At 74.1% G+C, this 16,909-nt stretch carries 14 protein-coding genes; 6 read left to right on the top strand and 8 right to left on the bottom strand.

The features are described from left to right. The first annotated feature begins 15 nt into the window (after positions 1-15). Complete coding sequence (locus tag OHB09_RS14405; RefSeq protein WP_006144047.1) at positions 16-648, top strand: HAD family hydrolase; 633 nt, start codon at positions 16-18, stop codon at positions 646-648. Positions 649-676: 28 nt separating this feature from the next. On the opposite strand, the gene OHB09_RS14400 is transcribed toward OHB09_RS14405, so the two are convergent. After that, positions 677-1,423: an SDR family oxidoreductase gene (locus tag OHB09_RS14400; RefSeq protein WP_328922073.1), complete on the bottom strand. Its 747-nt coding sequence runs from the start codon at positions 1,421-1,423 to the stop codon at positions 677-679. A 66-nt stretch (positions 1,424-1,489) separates the two neighbouring features. Next, positions 1,490-2,560 (bottom strand): aldo/keto reductase, encoded by a 1,071-nt coding sequence (locus tag OHB09_RS14395; RefSeq protein ID WP_319116764.1) that lies wholly within the window; start codon positions 2,558-2,560, stop codon positions 1,490-1,492. Between the two features lie 121 nt (positions 2,561-2,681). Between OHB09_RS14395 and OHB09_RS14390 the strand changes: the two genes are divergently transcribed. Further along, positions 2,682-3,245: a TetR/AcrR family transcriptional regulator gene (locus tag OHB09_RS14390; protein WP_093595494.1), complete on the top strand. Its 564-nt coding sequence runs from the start codon at positions 2,682-2,684 to the stop codon at positions 3,243-3,245. Between the two features lie 572 nt (positions 3,246-3,817). Here OHB09_RS14390 and OHB09_RS14385 read toward each other — a convergent pair. Continuing rightward, entirely contained in the window at positions 3,818-4,084 is a 267-nt protein-coding gene (locus OHB09_RS14385; RefSeq protein WP_006144043.1) for a hypothetical protein, read from the bottom strand. A gap of 161 nt (positions 4,085-4,245) precedes the next feature. On the opposite strand from OHB09_RS14385, the gene OHB09_RS14380 reads away from it, so the two are divergent. Beyond that, the gene (locus OHB09_RS14380) at positions 4,246-4,629 is read left to right on the top strand and encodes a cold-shock protein (protein WP_006144042.1); all 384 of its coding nucleotides are present in this window, start codon (positions 4,246-4,248) and stop codon (positions 4,627-4,629) included. 44 nt (positions 4,630-4,673) lie between these two features. Here the strand turns inward: OHB09_RS14380 and OHB09_RS14375 are convergent, their stop codons facing one another. Genes OHB09_RS14375 through OHB09_RS14360 form a run of 4 tightly spaced genes read right to left on the bottom strand, consistent with a single transcriptional unit; the run spans position 4,674 to position 8,365 of the window. Further along, on the bottom strand, positions 4,674-5,555 hold the full coding sequence (locus OHB09_RS14375) for a 1,4-dihydroxy-6-naphthoate synthase (RefSeq protein WP_167793619.1): 882 nt from the start codon (positions 5,553-5,555) through the stop codon (positions 4,674-4,676). Continuing rightward, positions 5,530-6,354, bottom strand: a complete 825-nt coding sequence (locus OHB09_RS14370; protein ID WP_006144040.1) for a futalosine hydrolase — start codon at positions 6,352-6,354, stop codon at positions 5,530-5,532. The genes OHB09_RS14375 and OHB09_RS14370 overlap by 26 nt, the downstream gene beginning before the upstream one ends. Continuing rightward, the gene (locus tag OHB09_RS14365) at positions 6,324-6,794 is read right to left on the bottom strand and encodes a DUF2771 domain-containing protein (protein ID WP_328923019.1); all 471 of its coding nucleotides are present in this window, start codon (positions 6,792-6,794) and stop codon (positions 6,324-6,326) included. Before OHB09_RS14365 ends, OHB09_RS14370 begins: the two co-directional genes overlap by 31 nt. 5 nt (positions 6,795-6,799) lie before the next feature. Continuing rightward, positions 6,800-8,365 carry an MFS transporter gene (locus OHB09_RS14360; RefSeq protein WP_374192369.1) on the bottom strand — a complete coding sequence of 522 codons (1,566 nt, stop codon included), beginning with the start codon at positions 8,363-8,365 and terminating at the stop codon, positions 6,800-6,802. Positions 8,366-8,861: 496 nt separating this feature from the next. On the opposite strand from OHB09_RS14360, the gene OHB09_RS14355 reads away from it, so the two are divergent. The 3 genes from OHB09_RS14355 to OHB09_RS14345 all read left to right on the top strand — a co-directional run bounded on the left by OHB09_RS14355 (position 8,862) and on the right by OHB09_RS14345 (position 14,288). Further along, positions 8,862-9,785, top strand: coding sequence for a DUF3027 domain-containing protein (locus OHB09_RS14355; RefSeq protein WP_006144037.1), 924 nt, complete (start codon positions 8,862-8,864; stop codon positions 9,783-9,785). A gap of 211 nt (positions 9,786-9,996) precedes the next feature. Beyond that, a complete protein-coding gene (locus tag OHB09_RS14350) occupies positions 9,997-13,173 on the top strand; it encodes a sacsin N-terminal ATP-binding-like domain-containing protein (RefSeq protein WP_328918804.1) in 3,177 nt (1,058 codons plus the stop codon). 194 nt (positions 13,174-13,367) lie between these two features. Further along, on the top strand, positions 13,368-14,288 hold the full coding sequence (locus OHB09_RS14345) for a hypothetical protein (RefSeq protein WP_093595482.1): 921 nt from the start codon (positions 13,368-13,370) through the stop codon (positions 14,286-14,288). Here the strand turns inward: OHB09_RS14345 and OHB09_RS14340 are convergent. Continuing rightward, positions 14,254-16,776, bottom strand: a complete 2,523-nt coding sequence (locus OHB09_RS14340) for a cation-translocating P-type ATPase (protein WP_328922072.1) — start codon at positions 16,774-16,776, stop codon at positions 14,254-14,256. The genes OHB09_RS14345 and OHB09_RS14340 overlap by 35 nt on opposite strands. Between the last annotated feature and the right edge of the window lie 133 nt (positions 16,777-16,909).

Genomic DNA, 16,909 nt, shown 5'->3' with positions numbered 1-16,909 from the left:
TGCGAGGATGGCGGCATGACCTCCTCCGCACCGACCGTCGGTTTCGACCTGGACATGACGCTGATCGACTCCCGGCCGGGCATCCACGCCTGCTACCTGGAGCTGTCCGCCCGCACGGGGACGCCCATCGACGCCGACCTCGTGGTCTCGCGGCTCGGGCCGCCGCTGGAGGAGGAGCTGGCGAACTGGTTCCCGGCGGAGCGGATCGACGCCGCCGCCGCGCTCTACCGGGACATGTACCCGGCGTACGCCATCACGCCGACGCGCGCGCTGCCCGGCGCCAGGGAGGCGATCGCGGCCGTGCGCGCCGCCGGCGGACGCACGCTCGTCGTCACCGCCAAGTACGAGCCCAGCGCCCGGCTGCACCTGGAGCACCTCGGCATCGAGCCCGACGAGCTGATCGGCGGACTGTGGGCCGAGCGGAAGGCCGAGGCGCTGCTCGCGCACGGCGCCGGCGTGTACGTGGGCGACCACCTCGGCGACATACGCGGCGCCCGCGCCGCCCGCGCCCTCTCCGTCGCGGTCGCCACCGGCCCCTGCACGGCCGAGGAACTCCGCACGGCCGGCGCCGACGTCGTCCTCCCCGACCTGACCGCGTTCCCGGCCTGGCTGCGCGACCACACCGAGGCGTCGGACCCGGCGGCCTGACCTCGCTCCACGGCGAGGCAGCCCTGGCTCACAGCTGGGTCTCACCCCCGTCCACGGACAGCTCGATGCCGGTGGTGTACGTCGCATCGAAGGCGAGGAACGCGGCCGCCGCGGCGAACTCCTCGACGGTCCCGTACCGCTTCATGGGGTTGCTCGCGGTCCGCTCCGCCCTGAACCGGTCAGCGGCCTCTTCGGACAGGTTCATCGTTTCCAGGATCCCCGAGTCGATGGGACCCGGGCTGATCGCATTGACACGGATCCCCCGCGGAAGCAGCTCCCCGGAGAAGGTGCGGGCCATCGAGCGCAGCGCTGCCTTGCCGGCCGCGTAGACGCTGGTGTCCACCATGCCGATGACGTTCGCGATCGAGGTGGTGAGGACGACACCGGCGTTCGCGCTCAGCAGCGGAGCGAGCTTCTGCACAGTGAAGAAGGCGCCCTTGACGTTGATCGCGAACAGCTCGTCATACACGTCCTCGGTCGTCGACTCGAGGGGTGTGAGCGGTGAGATACCGGCGTTGACGAACAGGGCCTCGATCGAGCCGAACTCGCCTCGCACACGGTCGACGAGCACATCCAGGTCGGACAGCGAGGACGCATCCGCCCGGACGGCCACGGCATTCTCACCGAGCCGCTCGCGTGCCGCGTCGAGCTTGGCCCGGGAACGGCCGGTGACCAGCACGCGGGCTCCGCCTCGCACCAGCAGCTCCGCCAGCCCGAGTCCCATGCCGCTGCTGCCGCCCGTGATCACCACGTGTTTGTCACGGTACTCAGCCATACCGAGGTGGCTCCATTCCCTCGAAGACGCATCGATCGATCCGGATGCCGCTGTTCAGGAACCGGGTCATCCGCGGATCTCGATCCTCATGTCGCCCGAGGTGACCGTGCGGATGTGATCGCTGGCGAGCGTGGCGTGCGGGTTGCCGAGCTCGATGGCGCTGACCTCGTCGAGACGGGCCAGTTGGGAGGGAGTGAGGTCGACCTCCAGGGCACCCAGGTTGTCCTCCAGCTGCGCGGGGGTGCGGGCGCCGATGATGGGCGCCGTCACGCCGGGGGCGTTCAGGGCCCAGGCCAGTGCGACCTGGGCGGGCGTGCGGCCCAGCTCCGAGGCCACCTCCTTCACCACGTCGGCGATCGCGAGGTTGCGGTCGGTGACCCACCCCAGGGCGACGTTCAGGCTCTTCCGGTCGTTGGCGGTCTCGCCGGCCACGGAGCCCGCCCGGTCCCGGTCCTCCCGGCGGTACTTGCCGGTGAGCACCCCGCCGCCCAACGGGGAGAAGGGGACCACGCCGAGTCCCATCTCGCCTGCCATCGGGATCAGGTCGCGCTCCGCGGTGCGCTCGATCAGGCTGTACTCGGTCTCCACCGCGATCAGCGGCGACCAGCCGCGCAGGTCGGCGATCGCCTGCATGCGCGACACCTGCCAGGCCGGGGCGCTGGAGATCGCCACGTACAGCACCTTGCCCAGCCTCACCAGGTCGTCCAGGCCCCGCAGGATCTCCTCCACCGGCGTCCTGAAGTCCCAGATGTTCAGGTAGAGCAGATCTATGTGGTCGGTGTTCAGCTGCCGCAGACTGCCTTCCACCGACGCCAGCATGCTCTTGCGGTGGGTGCCCCCGGAGTTCGGGTCACCGGGCCGGCGCAGCGTCGAGTACTTCGTCGCCAGCACCAGCTTGTCGCGGTCGCCGCGGGCGAACTCGCCGAGCAGCCGCTCCGAGCTGCCGTTGGTGTAGGTGCTGGCGGTGTCGAAGAAGTTGCCGCCGAGCTCGGTGTAGCGGTCGAAGAGCTTGCGCGCCTCGTCGCGCTCGGCGCCCCAGCCCCACTCGGTTCCGAAGGTCGCCGCGCCCAGCGCCAGCGGTGAGACCCGGAGCCCGGAACGGCCCAGCAGCCGGTAGGTGTCGAGAGTGAGTGCCATCGGTGTTCTCCTACGAGGTGTGTGTAACCGGGGACCTCCCCGGTTGTCTCCACCGTACACTGAAACGGGGAGTTCCCCGATTCGGTCCGAGCCGCATCCGCCTCCTACGATCGCGAGGGTCATGACACCTCCACGCAGCACTCTGCGCGCCGACGCGCAACGCAACCGCGAGCAGTTGATCGCCACGGCCGCCGAAGCCTTCAGGTCCGGACGCGCCGTCTCGCTGGACGCGATCGCCAGACGCGCGGGAGTGGGGAACGCCACCCTGTACCGGCACTTCCCCACCCGGGAGGATCTGGTCGAAGAGGTCTACCGGGACCAGATACGTCCCCTGCGTGAAGACGCGCGCACCCTGCTGGCCACCGAGCCGCCCGCGCGGGCCCTTCACGCGTGGATGCTCCGATTCGCCGACTGGGCCGGTGAACGGCGCGGCATCTGCGAGGCCCTGGTCGCCATGAGCGCTTCCGGCCGCTTCGGCACCGGGCCGGTGTGCGACGAGGTCCAGCAGGTCCTGGCGATGGTGCTCGAGGCCGGTGCCGCGGCAGGAGAACTGCGCGACGACCTCGACCCGGTCGAGGTGGGCGGCATCCTCGCCGGTCTGCTCTCCGTGGCCGGCGCACCCGAGCAGCGCCCCCAGCTGCACCGGATGCTGGACATCGTCGTCGACGGGCTCAGGCCCCGCTGAGTGACAGTCCGGCGACCGCGGCGCCCGTCAGCTGCGGTCGCCCGGCGAACGCGCGCTGAACGTCGGGCTCGCGTCCGTAGCCCTCGGTCGGCCCCGGCCTGCTCAGGGGCGCGGGGAACCGCGCGACCGGCCACGACGTACCCGCACCCGGAGAACGGGCCCTGCACCTGGAGAACGCGCGCTGAACGCCGGGCTCGCGTCCGTAGCCCTCGGTCGGCCTCGGCCTGCTCAGGGGCGCGGGGAACCGCGCGACCGGCCACGACGCACCCGCACCCGGAGAACGGGCCCCCGCACCCGGAGAACCCGCCCTGAACGTCGGGCTCGCGTCCGCGGCCCCCGGCCGGCCCCGGCCTACTCAGGGGCGCGGGGAACTGCGCGACCGGCCACGACGTACCCGCACCCGGATACGGGCCCCGCGCCTGGAGAACGCGCGCTGAACGTCGGGCTCGCGTCCGTAGCTCCCGGTCGGCCTCGGCCTGTTCAGGGGCGCGGGGAACTGCGCGACCGGCCACGACGTACCCGCACCCGGAGAACGGGCCCCCGCACCCGGAGAACCCGCCCCGCCCGGAGGGCTACCGCTCCTGCAGCGCCTCGACCGCCGCCCGCGCCCGACGCCGCCCCTCCGTCACCGACCGCAGCACCCCCGCCGCGGCCAGCAGGAAACCGACACCCATCAGCATGCTCAGGCCGTACATGTACGAGGGCAGCACCTCCGTGCCGAGCAGCAGCGGAGCCACCGTGACCATCGTGGCCACCGCCCCGAGGAAGAACACGATCGCCCCGGCCCGGATCAGCCGCTCACCGGCTCCGTCGGAATTCGTTTGGGTTTTGTCACGCACCCGACCAGGGTAGTTCCAGCGCGAGGGGAACACGTCCGGTGACGTCTTGTCTCCGGCTCACGGACCACTAGCCTGGGTACCGGCGGGTCACAGGACCCGCCCCAGTGCTATCGCGGGCACTTTCGAAGCGGTTTCCGACGAGTACGAGGACGAGGACAGGCATGCCTACCGGCAAGGTCAAGTGGTTCAACGGGGAGAAGGGCTTCGGTTTTCTCTCCCGCGACGACGGCGGTGACGTCTTCGTGCACTCCTCGGTCCTCCCCGCCGGAGTCGACGCCCTCAAGCCCGGCCAGCGGGTGGAGTTCGGCGTGGTCGCCGGACAGCGCGGCGACCAGGCACTCTCCGTCGTCCTGCTGGAGCCCGCACCGTCCGTCGCGGCGGCCCAGCGCAAGAAGCCGGACGAACTGGCCTCCATCGTGCAGGACCTGACGACCCTCCTCGAGAACCTCACCCCGATGCTCGAGAAGGGCCGCTACCCCGACAAGGTCTCCGGCAAGAAGATCGCCGGCCTGCTGCGCGCCGTCGCCGACCAGTTGGACGTCTAGGGCGTCCGGGAGACGGGGGAGACGGGGGAGACGGAGAGGACGGCTCAGGGGAAGGCGAGCGCGTCCGGGCCGAGGGGCGGGAGCAGTCCCTCGGCCGCCGCGCGGTCCAGCAGGCCACGGATCGCCGCGTAGCCGTCCTCGCCGAGGTCCGCGGTGAACTCGTTCACGTACAGCCCGATGTGCTGGTCGGCGACGGCCGGGTCCATCTCCTGGGCGTGCTCCAGCACGTAGGGCCGGGAGACCTCGGGGTCCTCCCACGCGGCCCGCACGGACGTGCGCACGGAATCGGCCAGCCGGTGCAGGGTCTCCGCGCCCAGCGAACGCTTGGCGATGATCGCGCCGAGCGGGATCGGCAGCCCGGTGGTGCGCTCCCAGTGCTCGCCCATGTCGGCGAGCTTGTGCAGCCCGTAGTTCTGGTAGGTGAACCGGGCCTCGTGGATGACGAGCCCCGCGTCGACCCGCCCGTCGCGCACGGCGGGCATGATCTCGTGGAAGGGCATCACGACGATCTCGCCGACGCCCCCGGGCACGGTGTCCGCCGCCCACAGCCGGAACAGCAGGTAGGCGGTGGACCGCTCGCTCGGCACGGCGACCGTGCGCCCGGCGAGGTCCGCCTCCGGCTCCCGGGTGAGGACCAGCGGGCCGCAGCCCCGGCCGAGCGCGCCGCCGCAGGGCAGCAGGGCGTACTCGTCGAGGACGTAGGGCAGCACGGCGTAGGACACCTTCAGCACGTCGAACTCGCCGCGCTCGGCCATGCCGTTGGTGAGGTCGATGTCGGCGAAGGTGACGTCGAGCGCGGGGGCGCCGGGGACGCGGCCGTGGGCGAGGGCGTCGAAGACGAAGGTGTCGTTCGGGCAGGGGGAGTACGCGATCTGCAGGGTGCCCGGGGTGGACAGGGGCTCAGTCGCGGTCGGTGCGGTCGTCATGCGGGTTCCAACTCTCCAGGACGGGCGCCAGCTTCCCGAAGGCCACGGTGAGCGCGGCGAGGGCGTCGCCGATCCGCCAGGCGGCGCGGTCGCGGGGGCCCACCGGGTTGGAGACGGCGCGGATCTCCAGGACGGGCGTACGGTGCGCGGCGGCCGCCTCGGCGACCCCGAACCCCTCCATCGCCTCGGCGAGCGCCCTCGGGTGCCGGGCGCGCAGCTCGGCGGCCCGGCGGGCGGTGCCGGTGACGGTGGAGACGGTCAGGACGGTGCCGGTGCGGGCGCCGGTCGCCTCGGCGGCCCGGCGTACCAGGGCGGCGGGCGGCAGATGGGTGACGGTGCCGAAGCCGAGGTCGGTGACGGGCAGGAAGCCGGGCGTGCCGTCCGCCCCGGGACCGCCCGCCCCGTCGGTCTCGGCGCCGAGGTCGGCGGCGGTGATCTCCTCGGCGAGGACGAGGGAGGCCGGGGGCGCGTCGGGCAGGAAGCCGCCGCCGATGCCGGCCGAGACGACCAGGTCGTACGGGGTGCCGCGCAGGGCGGCGGCGGTCAGCGCGCCGGCGGTGGAGGCGGCGGCGAGGCCGGGGCCCACGCCGGCGGCGAGCAGGTCGTACTCCGCTCCGCCCGGGTGGGGCAGAAGCCGGGCAAGGGTCGCCGCGGGGAGCGGCACCCGGCTCGGGGTGCCGTCGAAGGCCCGCGCCACCGCGTCCCGCTCGACGGGGACGGCGGTGGCGACCAGGACGCGCGGCGGCGCGGTGCCGGAGGGGGACGTGGTCAGGAGTCCTTCTTGAGCGTGAAGTTCCACAGGCCGGTGACCTTGGCGTCCTCGCCCTCCTGGACCGACACCTTCGTCGAGTTGCCGCTGGCGCCGTACTGGGCGTTGAAGAACACGCTGCCGGGGATCGTCCGGTAGGTCTTGGTGCTGGACTCGGTCAGGGGCCGGCCGTTCATCAGGATGGTCCAGCCCCTGTCGGCGATCTCCGGGTCGACACCGAAGCGGACCGTCTCGTCCGGGTCCACCTTGATCGACTCGATGTCCGTGTCCTTGATGCAGGACTCGCGCTCGGACGTCGACAGGGTCTTGTCGTCCTCGTTGAAGCAGGAGGCCTCCGAGCTGACCGAGTCGTCGCCGACGGTGATGGTCGCCCTCGGCGTGGGCTTGTCGCAGGCGGACAGCAGGAGCAGTCCGGCGGAAACGGCGCCGGCGGCGGCGACGGCGCGGCGGCGTCGCACAGCGGATTGCATCGAGGTCATGGCCGAAGGCTATCTGGCACGCGCGAAGCGGGTCCCACGTGGGGTCCACGGCGTGCCGCCGTCCACAGCGGGTGGATGGTCGCCAGCAGGCCGGTCGCGACGATCGCCGCGCCCACCGACATGCCGAGCACGCCGCTGAGCGGCAGCACGATGCCGATGGCGCCGCCCAGCACCCACCCCATCTGCAGGGAGGTCTCGGAGCGCGCGAACGCGGAGGTCCGCACCTCCTCCGGCACGTCCCGCTGGATCAGCGCGTCCAGCGACAGCTTGCCCAGCGCCTGCGCGCAGCCGGCGGACGCGGCCAGGCAGGCGACGAGGACCGCGCCGAAGAAGACGGCGGCCGTGATGGCGACGGCGAGCACGGCGGCCACCACGGTGACGATGATGACCTCGGGCGCCCGTGACTTGAGCCAGGCCCCGACCATGGTGCCCAGCGCGTTCCCGGTGCCGGCCGCGACACCGACGATGCCGAGGGAGACGGCCGCGCTCGATCCGGCCAGCGGGTGCTCGCGGAGCAGGAACGCCAGGAAGAAGATCAGGAAGCCGGACAGGCAGCGCAGGGACGCGTTGGCGGTGAGCGCGTGGATCACGGTGCTGCCGACCGAGCGCAGCCCGGGACGCCGCCGGGCGGCCTTCCCGGCCGGGGCGGCCGTGGACCCGGTGTCCGCCCCGGGGCACGGGCCGGCGCAACTGCCGGGCGCGTCGGCGAGCGTCGGCTCCGTCCCGAGCGCCTCCTGGTGTCCGTGGGGTCCGTGGTGTCCGTGGTGCCGGTGGTTGCCCGAGGCGAGCAGGGCGGGGCGCTCCCCCTTCGCCGAGTCGACCTTGCGGGGCAGCGAGAAGGACAGGAACGTGCCGCCGACGAAGATCAGGAAGGCCCCGTAGAGGGGATAGCGGGGCCCCAGCGCCTGCAGCCCGGCGCCGAGGGGCGCGGCCGCACCGGTGGCCAGGAGCCCGCCGAGGGTCACCCGCGAATTGGCCTTGACCAGCGAGAACGCGGGCGGCAGCAGCCGGGGCACGACCGCGCTGCGGACCACGCCGTAGGCCTTGGAGGCGACGAGCACGCCGAGGGCCGCCGGGTACAGCTCCAGGCTGCCGGTGGCGACCGCGCCGGACAGCAGCAGGGCGAGCAGCGCCCGGGCGAGCATGGCCGCCGCCATCGCGGCCCGGCGGCCGTGCGGAAGGCGGTCCAGGAGGGGGCCGATCACGGGGGCGAGGACCGTGAAGGGGGCCATCGTGATCGCGAGGTAGAGGGCGACGCGGCCGCGGGCCTCGTCGGTGGGGACGGAGAAGAACACGGTGGAGGCGAGGGCGACGGTGACCATGACGTCGCCGGCGCCGTTCACCGCGTGCAGTTCGATCAGCTTGGCGAGACCGGACTCGCCGGCGCCCTGGGCGTGGGTGACGCGGCGGATGCCGCGGTAGGTGCCGGTCACGGGGAAGTGGAGGGCGCGGCCGATCCTGCGGGCGGAGCCGCGCACGCGACCCGGCCCGCCGCATCGGTCCTCGCCGGCCGGGGACGGGCCCTGTGCGGGAGTGCCCCGGGACGGCCTCGCGGCTGCCACCCCGTCATAGTGCCCCGGGATGGGCGGAGGTAGTGCGGTTACCGGCCGTATCGGTGAGAGTGGCGTGCGGCGGGTCCGCCGTCGCCCTTCCCGGCCCCGGCCGCCCCGGTCCCTCCCTCTCACGCGCGAGGCCCCGGCGCGGCGCTTCGCCCCGCTTTCGTACGGTTCCCCGTGCCCGTGAGGGGGCGCGGGCACGCGCGACGCACCCGCCGCGGCGCGGCGTCCGGTCACCGCCCCGGCCCGGAACGCAAGGGGCCTTCGGCCCTCGCCGGAGGCGCCGGTGTGGGCCCAGCGGCCGAGAACAGGTAGCGTGCCTTGCGCGCCCCGGCGGTTGTTCTCGGCCGCGCGCCTCCTCGCCATCCCGCAGAATGGATGACTGAAGGTGCGCCCGAGCGCGATCGGGCGCGGACGTCGACGCGGCCCTTCGGTCCGCTCCGTCCGCACCCCCGCCATGGCCGGCGCACCCGTGAGACGGCGTAGGAGAGAAGCGATACCTGTGAGCGCAGCGAGCACGCGAAGCCGCACCCCCGACCGTCTGTGCGCCGAGGCCGTCGACCTCGCCCGCGCCGCAGCCGAGGAGGTCGCCGCCCCCGGCATCGTCGGCGCGCACACCGGAACCGTCTCCGAGGGCGACCGCGTGGTCACCCACCACTTCGAGTGCCAGGAGCTCGGCTACCGGGGCTGGCGCTGGGCGGTGACCGTCGCCCGCGCCTCCCGCGCCAAGGTCGTCACCGTCGACGAGGCGGTCCTGCTGCCCGGCCCCGACGCGGTGCTCGCCCCCGAGTGGGTGCCGTGGAGCGAACGGCTGCGTCCCGGCGACATGGGCCCCGGCGACCTGCTCCCCACCGACGCCGACGACCTCCGCCTCGAGCCCGGGTACACCGGCGAGGACGAGCCGGCCCCGAACTCCGCCGTCTCCGCGGGCATGGCCGAACTCGTCGAGGCGGAGGACGCCGAGGTCACCGCGGGCACCCCGGCGCACCTGCCCTCCGCGCCGCTGCGGGGCTCCGTCGCCGCGATCGCCGAGGAACTCGGGCTGCGGCGGGCCCGGGTGCTCTCCCGGTACGGGCTGCACATCGCGGCCGACCGCTGGGAGGAGGCCTACGGGGCCAAGACCCCGATGGCACAGGCCGCGCCGGCCTCGTGCGCGAGCTGCGGCTTCCTCGCCCCGATCGGCGGCTCCCTCGGGCAGGCGTTCGGCGTGTGCGCCAACGAGTTCTCCCCGGCGGACGGGCGGGTCGTCTCCCTCGCCTACGGCTGCGGCGGGCACTCCGAGGCGGCGGTCATGCCGAAGGCCCCGGTGCCGGCCGCCCCCGTCGTCGACGAGACGCTGCTCGACCCGTTCCCGCTGCGCGCGGGCGCCCACGCGGGCTCGGTGCCGGACACGGCCCCCCCGGACGCGGAACTCGGCCACTCCTAGAAGGACTACGGCCTGTCGCTCGGACCGGGCCGACCGGGAGGCGGGTGCGTCCTCGGCCGCCCCGCGGCGCCGGAACGATCCGAACACGGGCCCCAGCGGGCCTCGCCCGGGTTCGCCCCTCCCCGGGCCGCGAGGCCCCCCCCGGGGGGCCGGGCACCCCGGCCCCCGGTCCGGTAGCGTCGGGCCGCACCGCTCGAGAGGGAGATGAAGCGTGAGCAACTTCGTGCGGCCGGCGCCGGAGGGCGCGGACCCGTTCGGCACCGCCCGCCTGCGGCGCGGCGTGCTGGACGCGTGGGCCACCAGCCCCGCCCGGTTCCGCGAGGACGCCAACGCCGAGGAGGACCTCGTCCTCGGCGGCTACCGCGACCGCCTCGTCGTCGAACTCGCGCAGAACGCCGCCGACGCCGCCGCCCGCGCCGGCGTCCCCGGCCGGCTCCGCCTCACCCTGCGCGACGGCGTCCTCGCCGCCGCCAACACCGGTGCCCCCCTGGACGCCGCCGGCGTCGAGTCCCTCGCCACCCTGCGCGCCTCCGCCAAGCGGGACGGGGCCCCCGGCGCCGTCGGCCGCTTCGGTGTCGGCTTCGCCGCCGTGCTCGCCGTCAGCGACGAGCCGGCCGTCCTCGGGCGGCACGGCGGGGTGCGCTGGTCCCTCGCCGAGGCCCGTGACCTCGCCGGCGACACCGCCCGGCACAGCCCGGGGCTCGGCGACGAGATCCGCCGCCGGGACGGCCACGTCCCGCTGCTGCGGCTGCCGTTCGCCGCGGAGGGCCGCGCCCCCGAGCCGTACGACACCGTCGTCGTCCTCCCGCTGCGCGACCCCGCCGCCGAGGGCCTCGCCGAGCGGCTGCTCGACGCCGTGGACGACGCGCTGCTGCTCGCCCTGCCCGGCCTGGAGGAGGTCGTGGTCGAGGTCGGCGAAACCGCGCCCCGGACCCTGCGGCGGACCACCGAAGGGGGCGAGGGCGCCCACACCCTCATCGAGGACTCCCGGCCCGGCGCGGAGGGCAGCGGGCCCGGCGTCACCCGGTGGCGCACCGCCACCGCCCACGGCCCCCTGGACCCCGCCCTGCTCGCCGACCGGCCCGTCGAGGAACGGCTGCGGCCGCACTGGTCGGTCACCTGGGCCGTGCCCGTCGACGCCGGGGGCGGCCCCGCCCGGCCCCGCACCAGCCCCGTCGTGCACGCCCCCACCCCCAGCGAGGAGCCGCTCGGCGTGCCCGCGCTGCTCATCGCCTCCCTCCCGCTGGACAGCACCCGCCGGCACGCCGCGCCGGGACCGCTCACCGACTTCCTCGTGGAGCGCGCCGCCGAGGCCTACACCGAACTCCTCGCCGGCTGGCGGCCGGTGGGCGAGGGCGTCCTCGGCCTGGTCCCCGGCCCACTCGGCAAGGGCGAACTGGACGGAGCGCTGCGCCGGGCGATCCTCGACCGGCTGCCCCGCACCGCCTTCCTGCCGCCCGCCCATCCGCCCCGGACCGACGCGTCCGGCGCGTCCGAGGAGGAGAGCGACACGCTGCCCGAGGCGCTGCGGCCGCGCGAGGCCGAGGTCGTCGAGGGCGCCGGCGCGGACACCGTGCGCGTGCTCGCCGAGGTGCTGACCGGGCTGCTGCCCGCCGGTCTGGAGCGACGGGTGGAACTGCGCACGCTCGGCGTGGCGCGGGTGCCGTTGACCGAGGCCGTGGACCGGCTCGCCGGTCTGGAGAAGGACCCCGGCTGGTGGCGGCGGCTCTACGACAGCCTGGCCGGCGTCGATCCCGACCGGCTGACCGGGCTGCCCGTCCCGCTCGCCGACGGCCGCACGGTGATCGGCCCCCGCCAGGTGCTGCTGCCCACCGCGGACGGCCCGGCGGTCGACCCGGAGTCCCTGGCCCGGCTCGGCCTCAAGGTCGCGCACCCCGAGGCCGCCCACCCGCTCCTGGAGAAGCTCGGGGCGCTCCCCGCCACCCCGCGCGCCGTGCTCACCACCCCCCAGGTGCGGGCCGCCGTCGCCGCCTCCCTGGACGAGGAGGCCCCCGGCTGGGACGAGGACGCGCTCGACGCCGAGGAACTCGCCGACACCGTCCTCGCCCTCGTCCGCGACGCGGGTCTGGAGCCGGGCGAGGAGCCCTGGCTCGGCGCGCTCGCCCTGCCCGACGAGGAGGGCGAACTCGCGCCCGCCGGTGAACTCGTGCTGCCCGGCAGCGACTTCGCCGCCGTCATGCGCGAGGACGAACTCGCCCTGGTGGACGCCGAGCTGGCGGAGCGCTGGGGCGAACGCCCGCTCGCCGCCTGCGGGGTGCTGGCCGGCTTCCAGCTCGTGCGCGCCACCGACGTCGTCCTCGACCCCGACGAACTCGAACCGCGCGAGGGCGACTTCGCCGAACCCGACGACGCGGGGCTGCTCGACGCCGTCGACGTGTGGTGCGAGGACGTCCTCGACCGGCTGCCCGAGGGACCCGTGCCGCCGGTCGCCACCGAGATCGTCGCCGTGCGCGACCTCGACCTCGTCGAGGACGACCACTGGCCCGAGGCGCTCGCCCTGCTCGCCCGGCCGCCGCTGCGGGACGCGCTCACCCAGCCCGTGCGGGTCCTGCTCCCCGACGGCACCCACGAACTCGTCCGGCCGTACACCGCGTGGTGGCTGCGCGGGCACCCGGTGCTCGCCGGCCGCCGCCCCGCCGGGCTGCGCGCGGCCGGCGGCGACCCGCTGCTGCACGGCCTGTACGACGAGGCCGACGCGAGCGGCTTCGAGGACGAGCAGGTGCTGCGGGCACTGGGCGTGCGCACCTCCGTGGCCGCGCTGCTGGACGAGCCGGGCGGCGCCGCCGAGCTGCTGGACCGCCTCGCCGACCCGGACCGCCCGGTCACCGCCGGGCAGCTCCACGGGCTGTACGGGGCGCTGGCCGAGCTGGACCCCGAGCGGGTGACGCTGCCGGACGAGCTGCGGGCGGTGGTGGACGGCGAGGTGGTCGTGGTCGACGCGGCCGAGGCCGTGGTCGTCGACTCGCCCGACCTGCTGCCCTTCACCGCCGGGGTGCCGCTGCTGCCGGTGCGGCCGGCCCTGGCCGCCGAGCTGGCGGAGCTGTTCCAGGTGCGGCGCCTGAGCGAGTCCGTGACGGGCGAGGTCGGGTCCGAGGGCACGGAGCACGAGGTGCCCGCCTCCGTGCGGGTGCTGCTGGGCGTGGGGACGCCCGGGACGTACGTCGAGCACGAGGAACTCGTCGTGGACGGCCTCGCCCTCGACTGGCGCCGGACGCGGGACGGGGTGGTGCACGCGGCGACGCTGGAGGGCGTCGCGGCGGGGCTGGCCTGGGCGGCGGGGCAGTGGCCCCGGCGCTTCGAGGTGGCCGCGCTCCTCGAGGACCCCTCCCGTACGGAAGAGCTGGCCCGCGACCGCTGGTTCGACTGAGCGGGCCGGGCGGGAACGCCCCTGGGAGTGGGCGTCTCACGGCGATCTTTGCAATGCGTGCGCAAAATCTTCACCCGGCGTGCAACCGTTCGACCCGCTGGTGAATCTGATCAGCGAGTCAACAGGCTCACGTCAACTCCGGGCCCCCATGTGACGCCACCGTGGGGCCCCCTTTCTCCACTTGGGGAAACAGCATGCGCATACGTGCCACCGTGGCCGCCGTCTCCGGCGCCCTGGCTCTCTCCGCCTTCGCCGTTCCGGCCGCGCACGCCGACGGCCACCCGGCCACGCCCGACCACGCGGCCGCCGCGAAGGTCCTCAAGGCCGGGCAGGGCAAGGTCTCCGTGCGTACGGGTACCTCCGGCAACCCGTACGCCCTGAACGCCACCTTCTCCAGCGTGGTCGTCAACAAGGGCAAGGCGATCGTCGCCGGCACCTCCAAGAAGGTCAGCGTGCCGGTCACGTTCACCCTCACCCACGGCACGAACGTCGACGTCACCGCCGAGGACTTCTTCGCCGGTGTCGACCTGTACCGCGGCACCAGCTACGCCGACTCCGACTACGACCTCTCCGGCGACGAGCCGGCGGTCTGCAAGGTCTCCTCGGCCACGGTCGCCAAGTGCAGCCAGACGATCGTCATCGCCCCGGCCGAGGACCTGCTCAACGAGGACGCCGGCAAGTGGAAGGCGGCCGCCTTCGCCGTCGCGTACAACGGCCAGGACCCCTTCGACGAGAACCTGGACGAGAGCAAGATCGGCGTCGCGGTGAAGGACGGCTTCGCCGCCCCGAACCTCCAGCGCTACTCCAAGCTCACCGTCAACGCCTCGCCGGAGCCGGTGAAGAAGGGCAAGACCATCACGGTCACCGGCACCCTGAGCCGTGCCAACTGGGACACCGGGACGTACGCGGGCTACACGGTCCAGTCCGTGAAGCTCCAGTTCAAGAAGAAGGGCAGCAGCTCCTACAGCACCCTGAAGACCATCAAGTCCGGCAGCAAGGGCGCCCTGAAGACCACCGTCAAGGCCTCCGCCGACGGCACCTTCCGCTACAGCTTCGCCGGCACCTCGACGACCCCCGCGGTCAGCTCCTCGGGCGACTTCGTCGACGTGAAGTGACGGCGCGTGCGGCAGCCGCACGTGCCATGAGCGACTGACGCACGCCGGCGGGCAGCCGTGACACGGGGCCCCCGTGCGTTCCCTCCCCGGGACCGCGCGGGGGCCCCGCGCGGTCCACCCGCCGCCAGCCCAGCTCCAGCACGGCCGAGGCGAGGACCGCGATGCCGACCGCCGTCCACGGCATCTCCAGGCCGACCAGTCGCAGCGCGAAGAAGTCCTGCAGCCACGGCACCGCCAGCACCACCAGGAACGCCGCCCCCATCGTGGCCACCAGCAGCACGCGCCACCAGGTGTAGGGGCGGGCGATGATCGCGAGCACCCAGAGCGAGACCAGGAACAGCGTGAGCGTGGCCGCGCTGGTCTCCGCCTCCAGGGCGCCGGCCCCGCTGTAGTGCTCCCGGGCGAGCAGATACGTGGCGAAGGTGGCGAGCGCTGCCACCACCCCGCCCGGGACCGCGTACCGCATCACGCGCCGCACGAAGTGCGGCCGGGCCCGTTCCGTGTTGGGGGCCAGCGCCAGGAAGAACGCCGGCACGCCGATCGTGAGGGTGGACAGCAGCGTCAGGTGCCGGGGCAGGAAGGGGTACTCCACCCGCGCGCACACCACGAGCACCGCGAGCAGCACCGAGTAGACGGTCTTGACCAGGAACAGCGTGGCGACGCGGGTGATGTTGCCGATGACCCGGCGGCCCTCGGCGACCACCGAGGGCAGGGTCGCGAAGCTGTTGTCGAGCAGCACGATCTGCGCGACCGCCCGGGTGGCCTCCGAGCCCGAGCCCATCGAGACGCCGATGTCGGCGTCCTTGAGCGCCAGCACGTCGTTGACGCCGTCGCCCGTCATGGCGACGGTGTGCCCCTCGGACTGCAGGGCGCCGACCATGTCCCGCTTCTGCCGGGGGGTGACCCGCCCGAAGACGGTGGCGCCGTCGAGCGCCTTCGCCATCTCCGCCCGGTCCTCGGGCAGCTCGCGGGCGTCCAGCGCCTCCCCGGTGATGCCGAGCTTTCCGGCCACCGCGCCCACCGAGACCGCGTTGTCGCCGGAGATCACCTTGGCGTGCACGTCCTGCCGGGCGAAGTAGCGCAGGGTGTCGGCGGCGTCCGGGCGCAGCCGCTGCTCCAGTACGACCAGCGCGGCCGGCCGCACGCCCGCCGCCACCTCCGGGTCGTCGAGCGCGCGGTCGGTGCGGGCCAGCAGCAGTACCCGCAGCCCCTGCTCGTTGAGCCGGACGGTCTCGGCGAGGGCCGGGTCGTCGGGACCGAGCAGCACGTCGGGGGCGCCGAGGAGCCAGGTGCCGGTGGCACCGTCCGGCTCCTCGAAGCCGGCGCCGCTGTACTTGCGGGCGGAGGAGAAGGGCAGGGCGGCGGTGCCGCGCCATCCGGCGCTGTCCGGGTAGGCGTCGATGATCGCCTGGAGCGAGGCGTTGGGGCGCGGGTCGGAGGCGCCGAGCGCGCCCAGCACCGTGCGCAGGTACGTCTCGTCGGCGCCCTGCAGCGGCCGCAGCTCGGTGACGTCCATGCCGCCCTCGGTGAGGGTGCCGGTCTTGTCCAGGCAGACGGTGTCCACGCGGGCCAGCCCCTCGATCGCGGGCAGCTCCTGCACGAGGACCTGCTTGCGGCCGAGCCGGATCACGCCGATCGCGAAGGCGACGGAGGTGAGCAGCACCAGGCCCTCGGGGACCATCGGCACGATCCCGCCGACCGTGCGGGCGACGGAGTCCTTGAAGCCGTGCTCCTTGACCACGAGCTGGCTGACGACCAGGCCGAGCGCGGTCGGCACCATCATCCAGGTCACGTACTTGAGGATCGTCGAGATGCCGCTGCGCAGCTCGGAGTGGACCAGCGTGAACCGGGAGGCCTCCTCGGCGAGCTGGGCGGCGTACGCCTCCCGGCCGACCCGGGTGGCGCGGAACGCGCCGCCGCCCGCGACGACGAAGCTGCCCGACATCACCGGGTCGCCGGGCCTTTTGACGACGGGGTCGGCCTCGCCGGTCAGCAGCGACTCGTCGATCTCCAGACCGTCGGTCTCCACGCAGACGCCGTCGACCACGACCTTGTCGCCGGGGCCGATCTCCAGCACGTCGTCCAGCACGATCTCCGAGGTGGCGACCTCGGTGGTCCGTCCCTCGCGGCGCACCACCGGGCGGGCCTCGCCGATCACCGCGAGCGAGTCCAGGGTCTTCTTGGCCCGCCACTCCTGGACGATCCCGATGCCGGTGTTGGCGAGGATCACATAGCCGAACAGGCTGTCCTGCACGGGCGCGACGAACAGCATGATCAGCCAGAGCAGACCGATGATCGCGTTGAACCGGGTGAGGACGTTGGCGCGGACGATCTCGCCGAGGGTCCGGCTGCTGCGCACCGGGACGTCGTTGACCGCACCGCGCGCGAGGCGTTCCGCGACCTCGGCGGCCGTCAGCCCCCGGGCGTCTCCGGGCGGCGGTACGGGGTGCCCGGGGTCGAGTTCGGCGCCCGCCTCGATGTCGGTCATGTCTTCGACGGTACGTGCGGGCCGGTGTGTTCACCTCCGCACCGGGTGACAAATCCGACCTGGGAAGGAGTGCGGGGGCGGGCGCTCTCGTGCGGTGGTTGCAGACGGGGCCGCCCCGCCCGGTACCGCGGGC

This window comes from Streptomyces griseoaurantiacus, from assembly GCF_036189845.1.
Taxonomy (GTDB): domain Bacteria; phylum Actinomycetota; class Actinomycetes; order Streptomycetales; family Streptomycetaceae; genus Streptomyces; species Streptomyces griseoaurantiacus.
This window is presented reverse-complemented; position numbering and strand designations above follow the sequence as displayed.

What these genes read in the sequence shown, in the direction of transcription:
- OHB09_RS14405 (WP_006144047.1), top strand. Translation starts at nt 16, where the DNA reads ATGACCTCCTCCGCACCGACCGTCGGTTTCGACCTGGACATGACGCTG.
- OHB09_RS14400 (WP_328922073.1), bottom strand. Translation starts at nt 1,423, where the DNA reads ATGGCTGAGTACCGTGACAAACACGTGGTGATCACGGGCGGCAGCAGC.
- OHB09_RS14395 (WP_319116764.1), bottom strand. Translation starts at nt 2,560, where the DNA reads ATGGCACTCACTCTCGACACCTACCGGCTGCTGGGCCGTTCCGGGCTC.
- OHB09_RS14390 (WP_093595494.1), top strand. Translation starts at nt 2,682, where the DNA reads ATGACACCTCCACGCAGCACTCTGCGCGCCGACGCGCAACGCAACCGC.
- OHB09_RS14380 (WP_006144042.1), top strand. Translation starts at nt 4,246, where the DNA reads ATGCCTACCGGCAAGGTCAAGTGGTTCAACGGGGAGAAGGGCTTCGGT.
- OHB09_RS14375 (WP_167793619.1), bottom strand. Translation starts at nt 5,555, where the DNA reads ATGACGACCGCACCGACCGCGACTGAGCCCCTGTCCACCCCGGGCACC.
- OHB09_RS14365 (WP_328923019.1), bottom strand. Translation starts at nt 6,794, where the DNA reads ATGCAATCCGCTGTGCGACGCCGCCGCGCCGTCGCCGCCGCCGGCGCC.
- OHB09_RS14345 (WP_093595482.1), top strand. Translation starts at nt 13,368, where the DNA reads ATGCGCATACGTGCCACCGTGGCCGCCGTCTCCGGCGCCCTGGCTCTC.
- OHB09_RS14340 (WP_328922072.1), bottom strand. Translation starts at nt 16,776, where the DNA reads ATGACCGACATCGAGGCGGGCGCCGAACTCGACCCCGGGCACCCCGTA.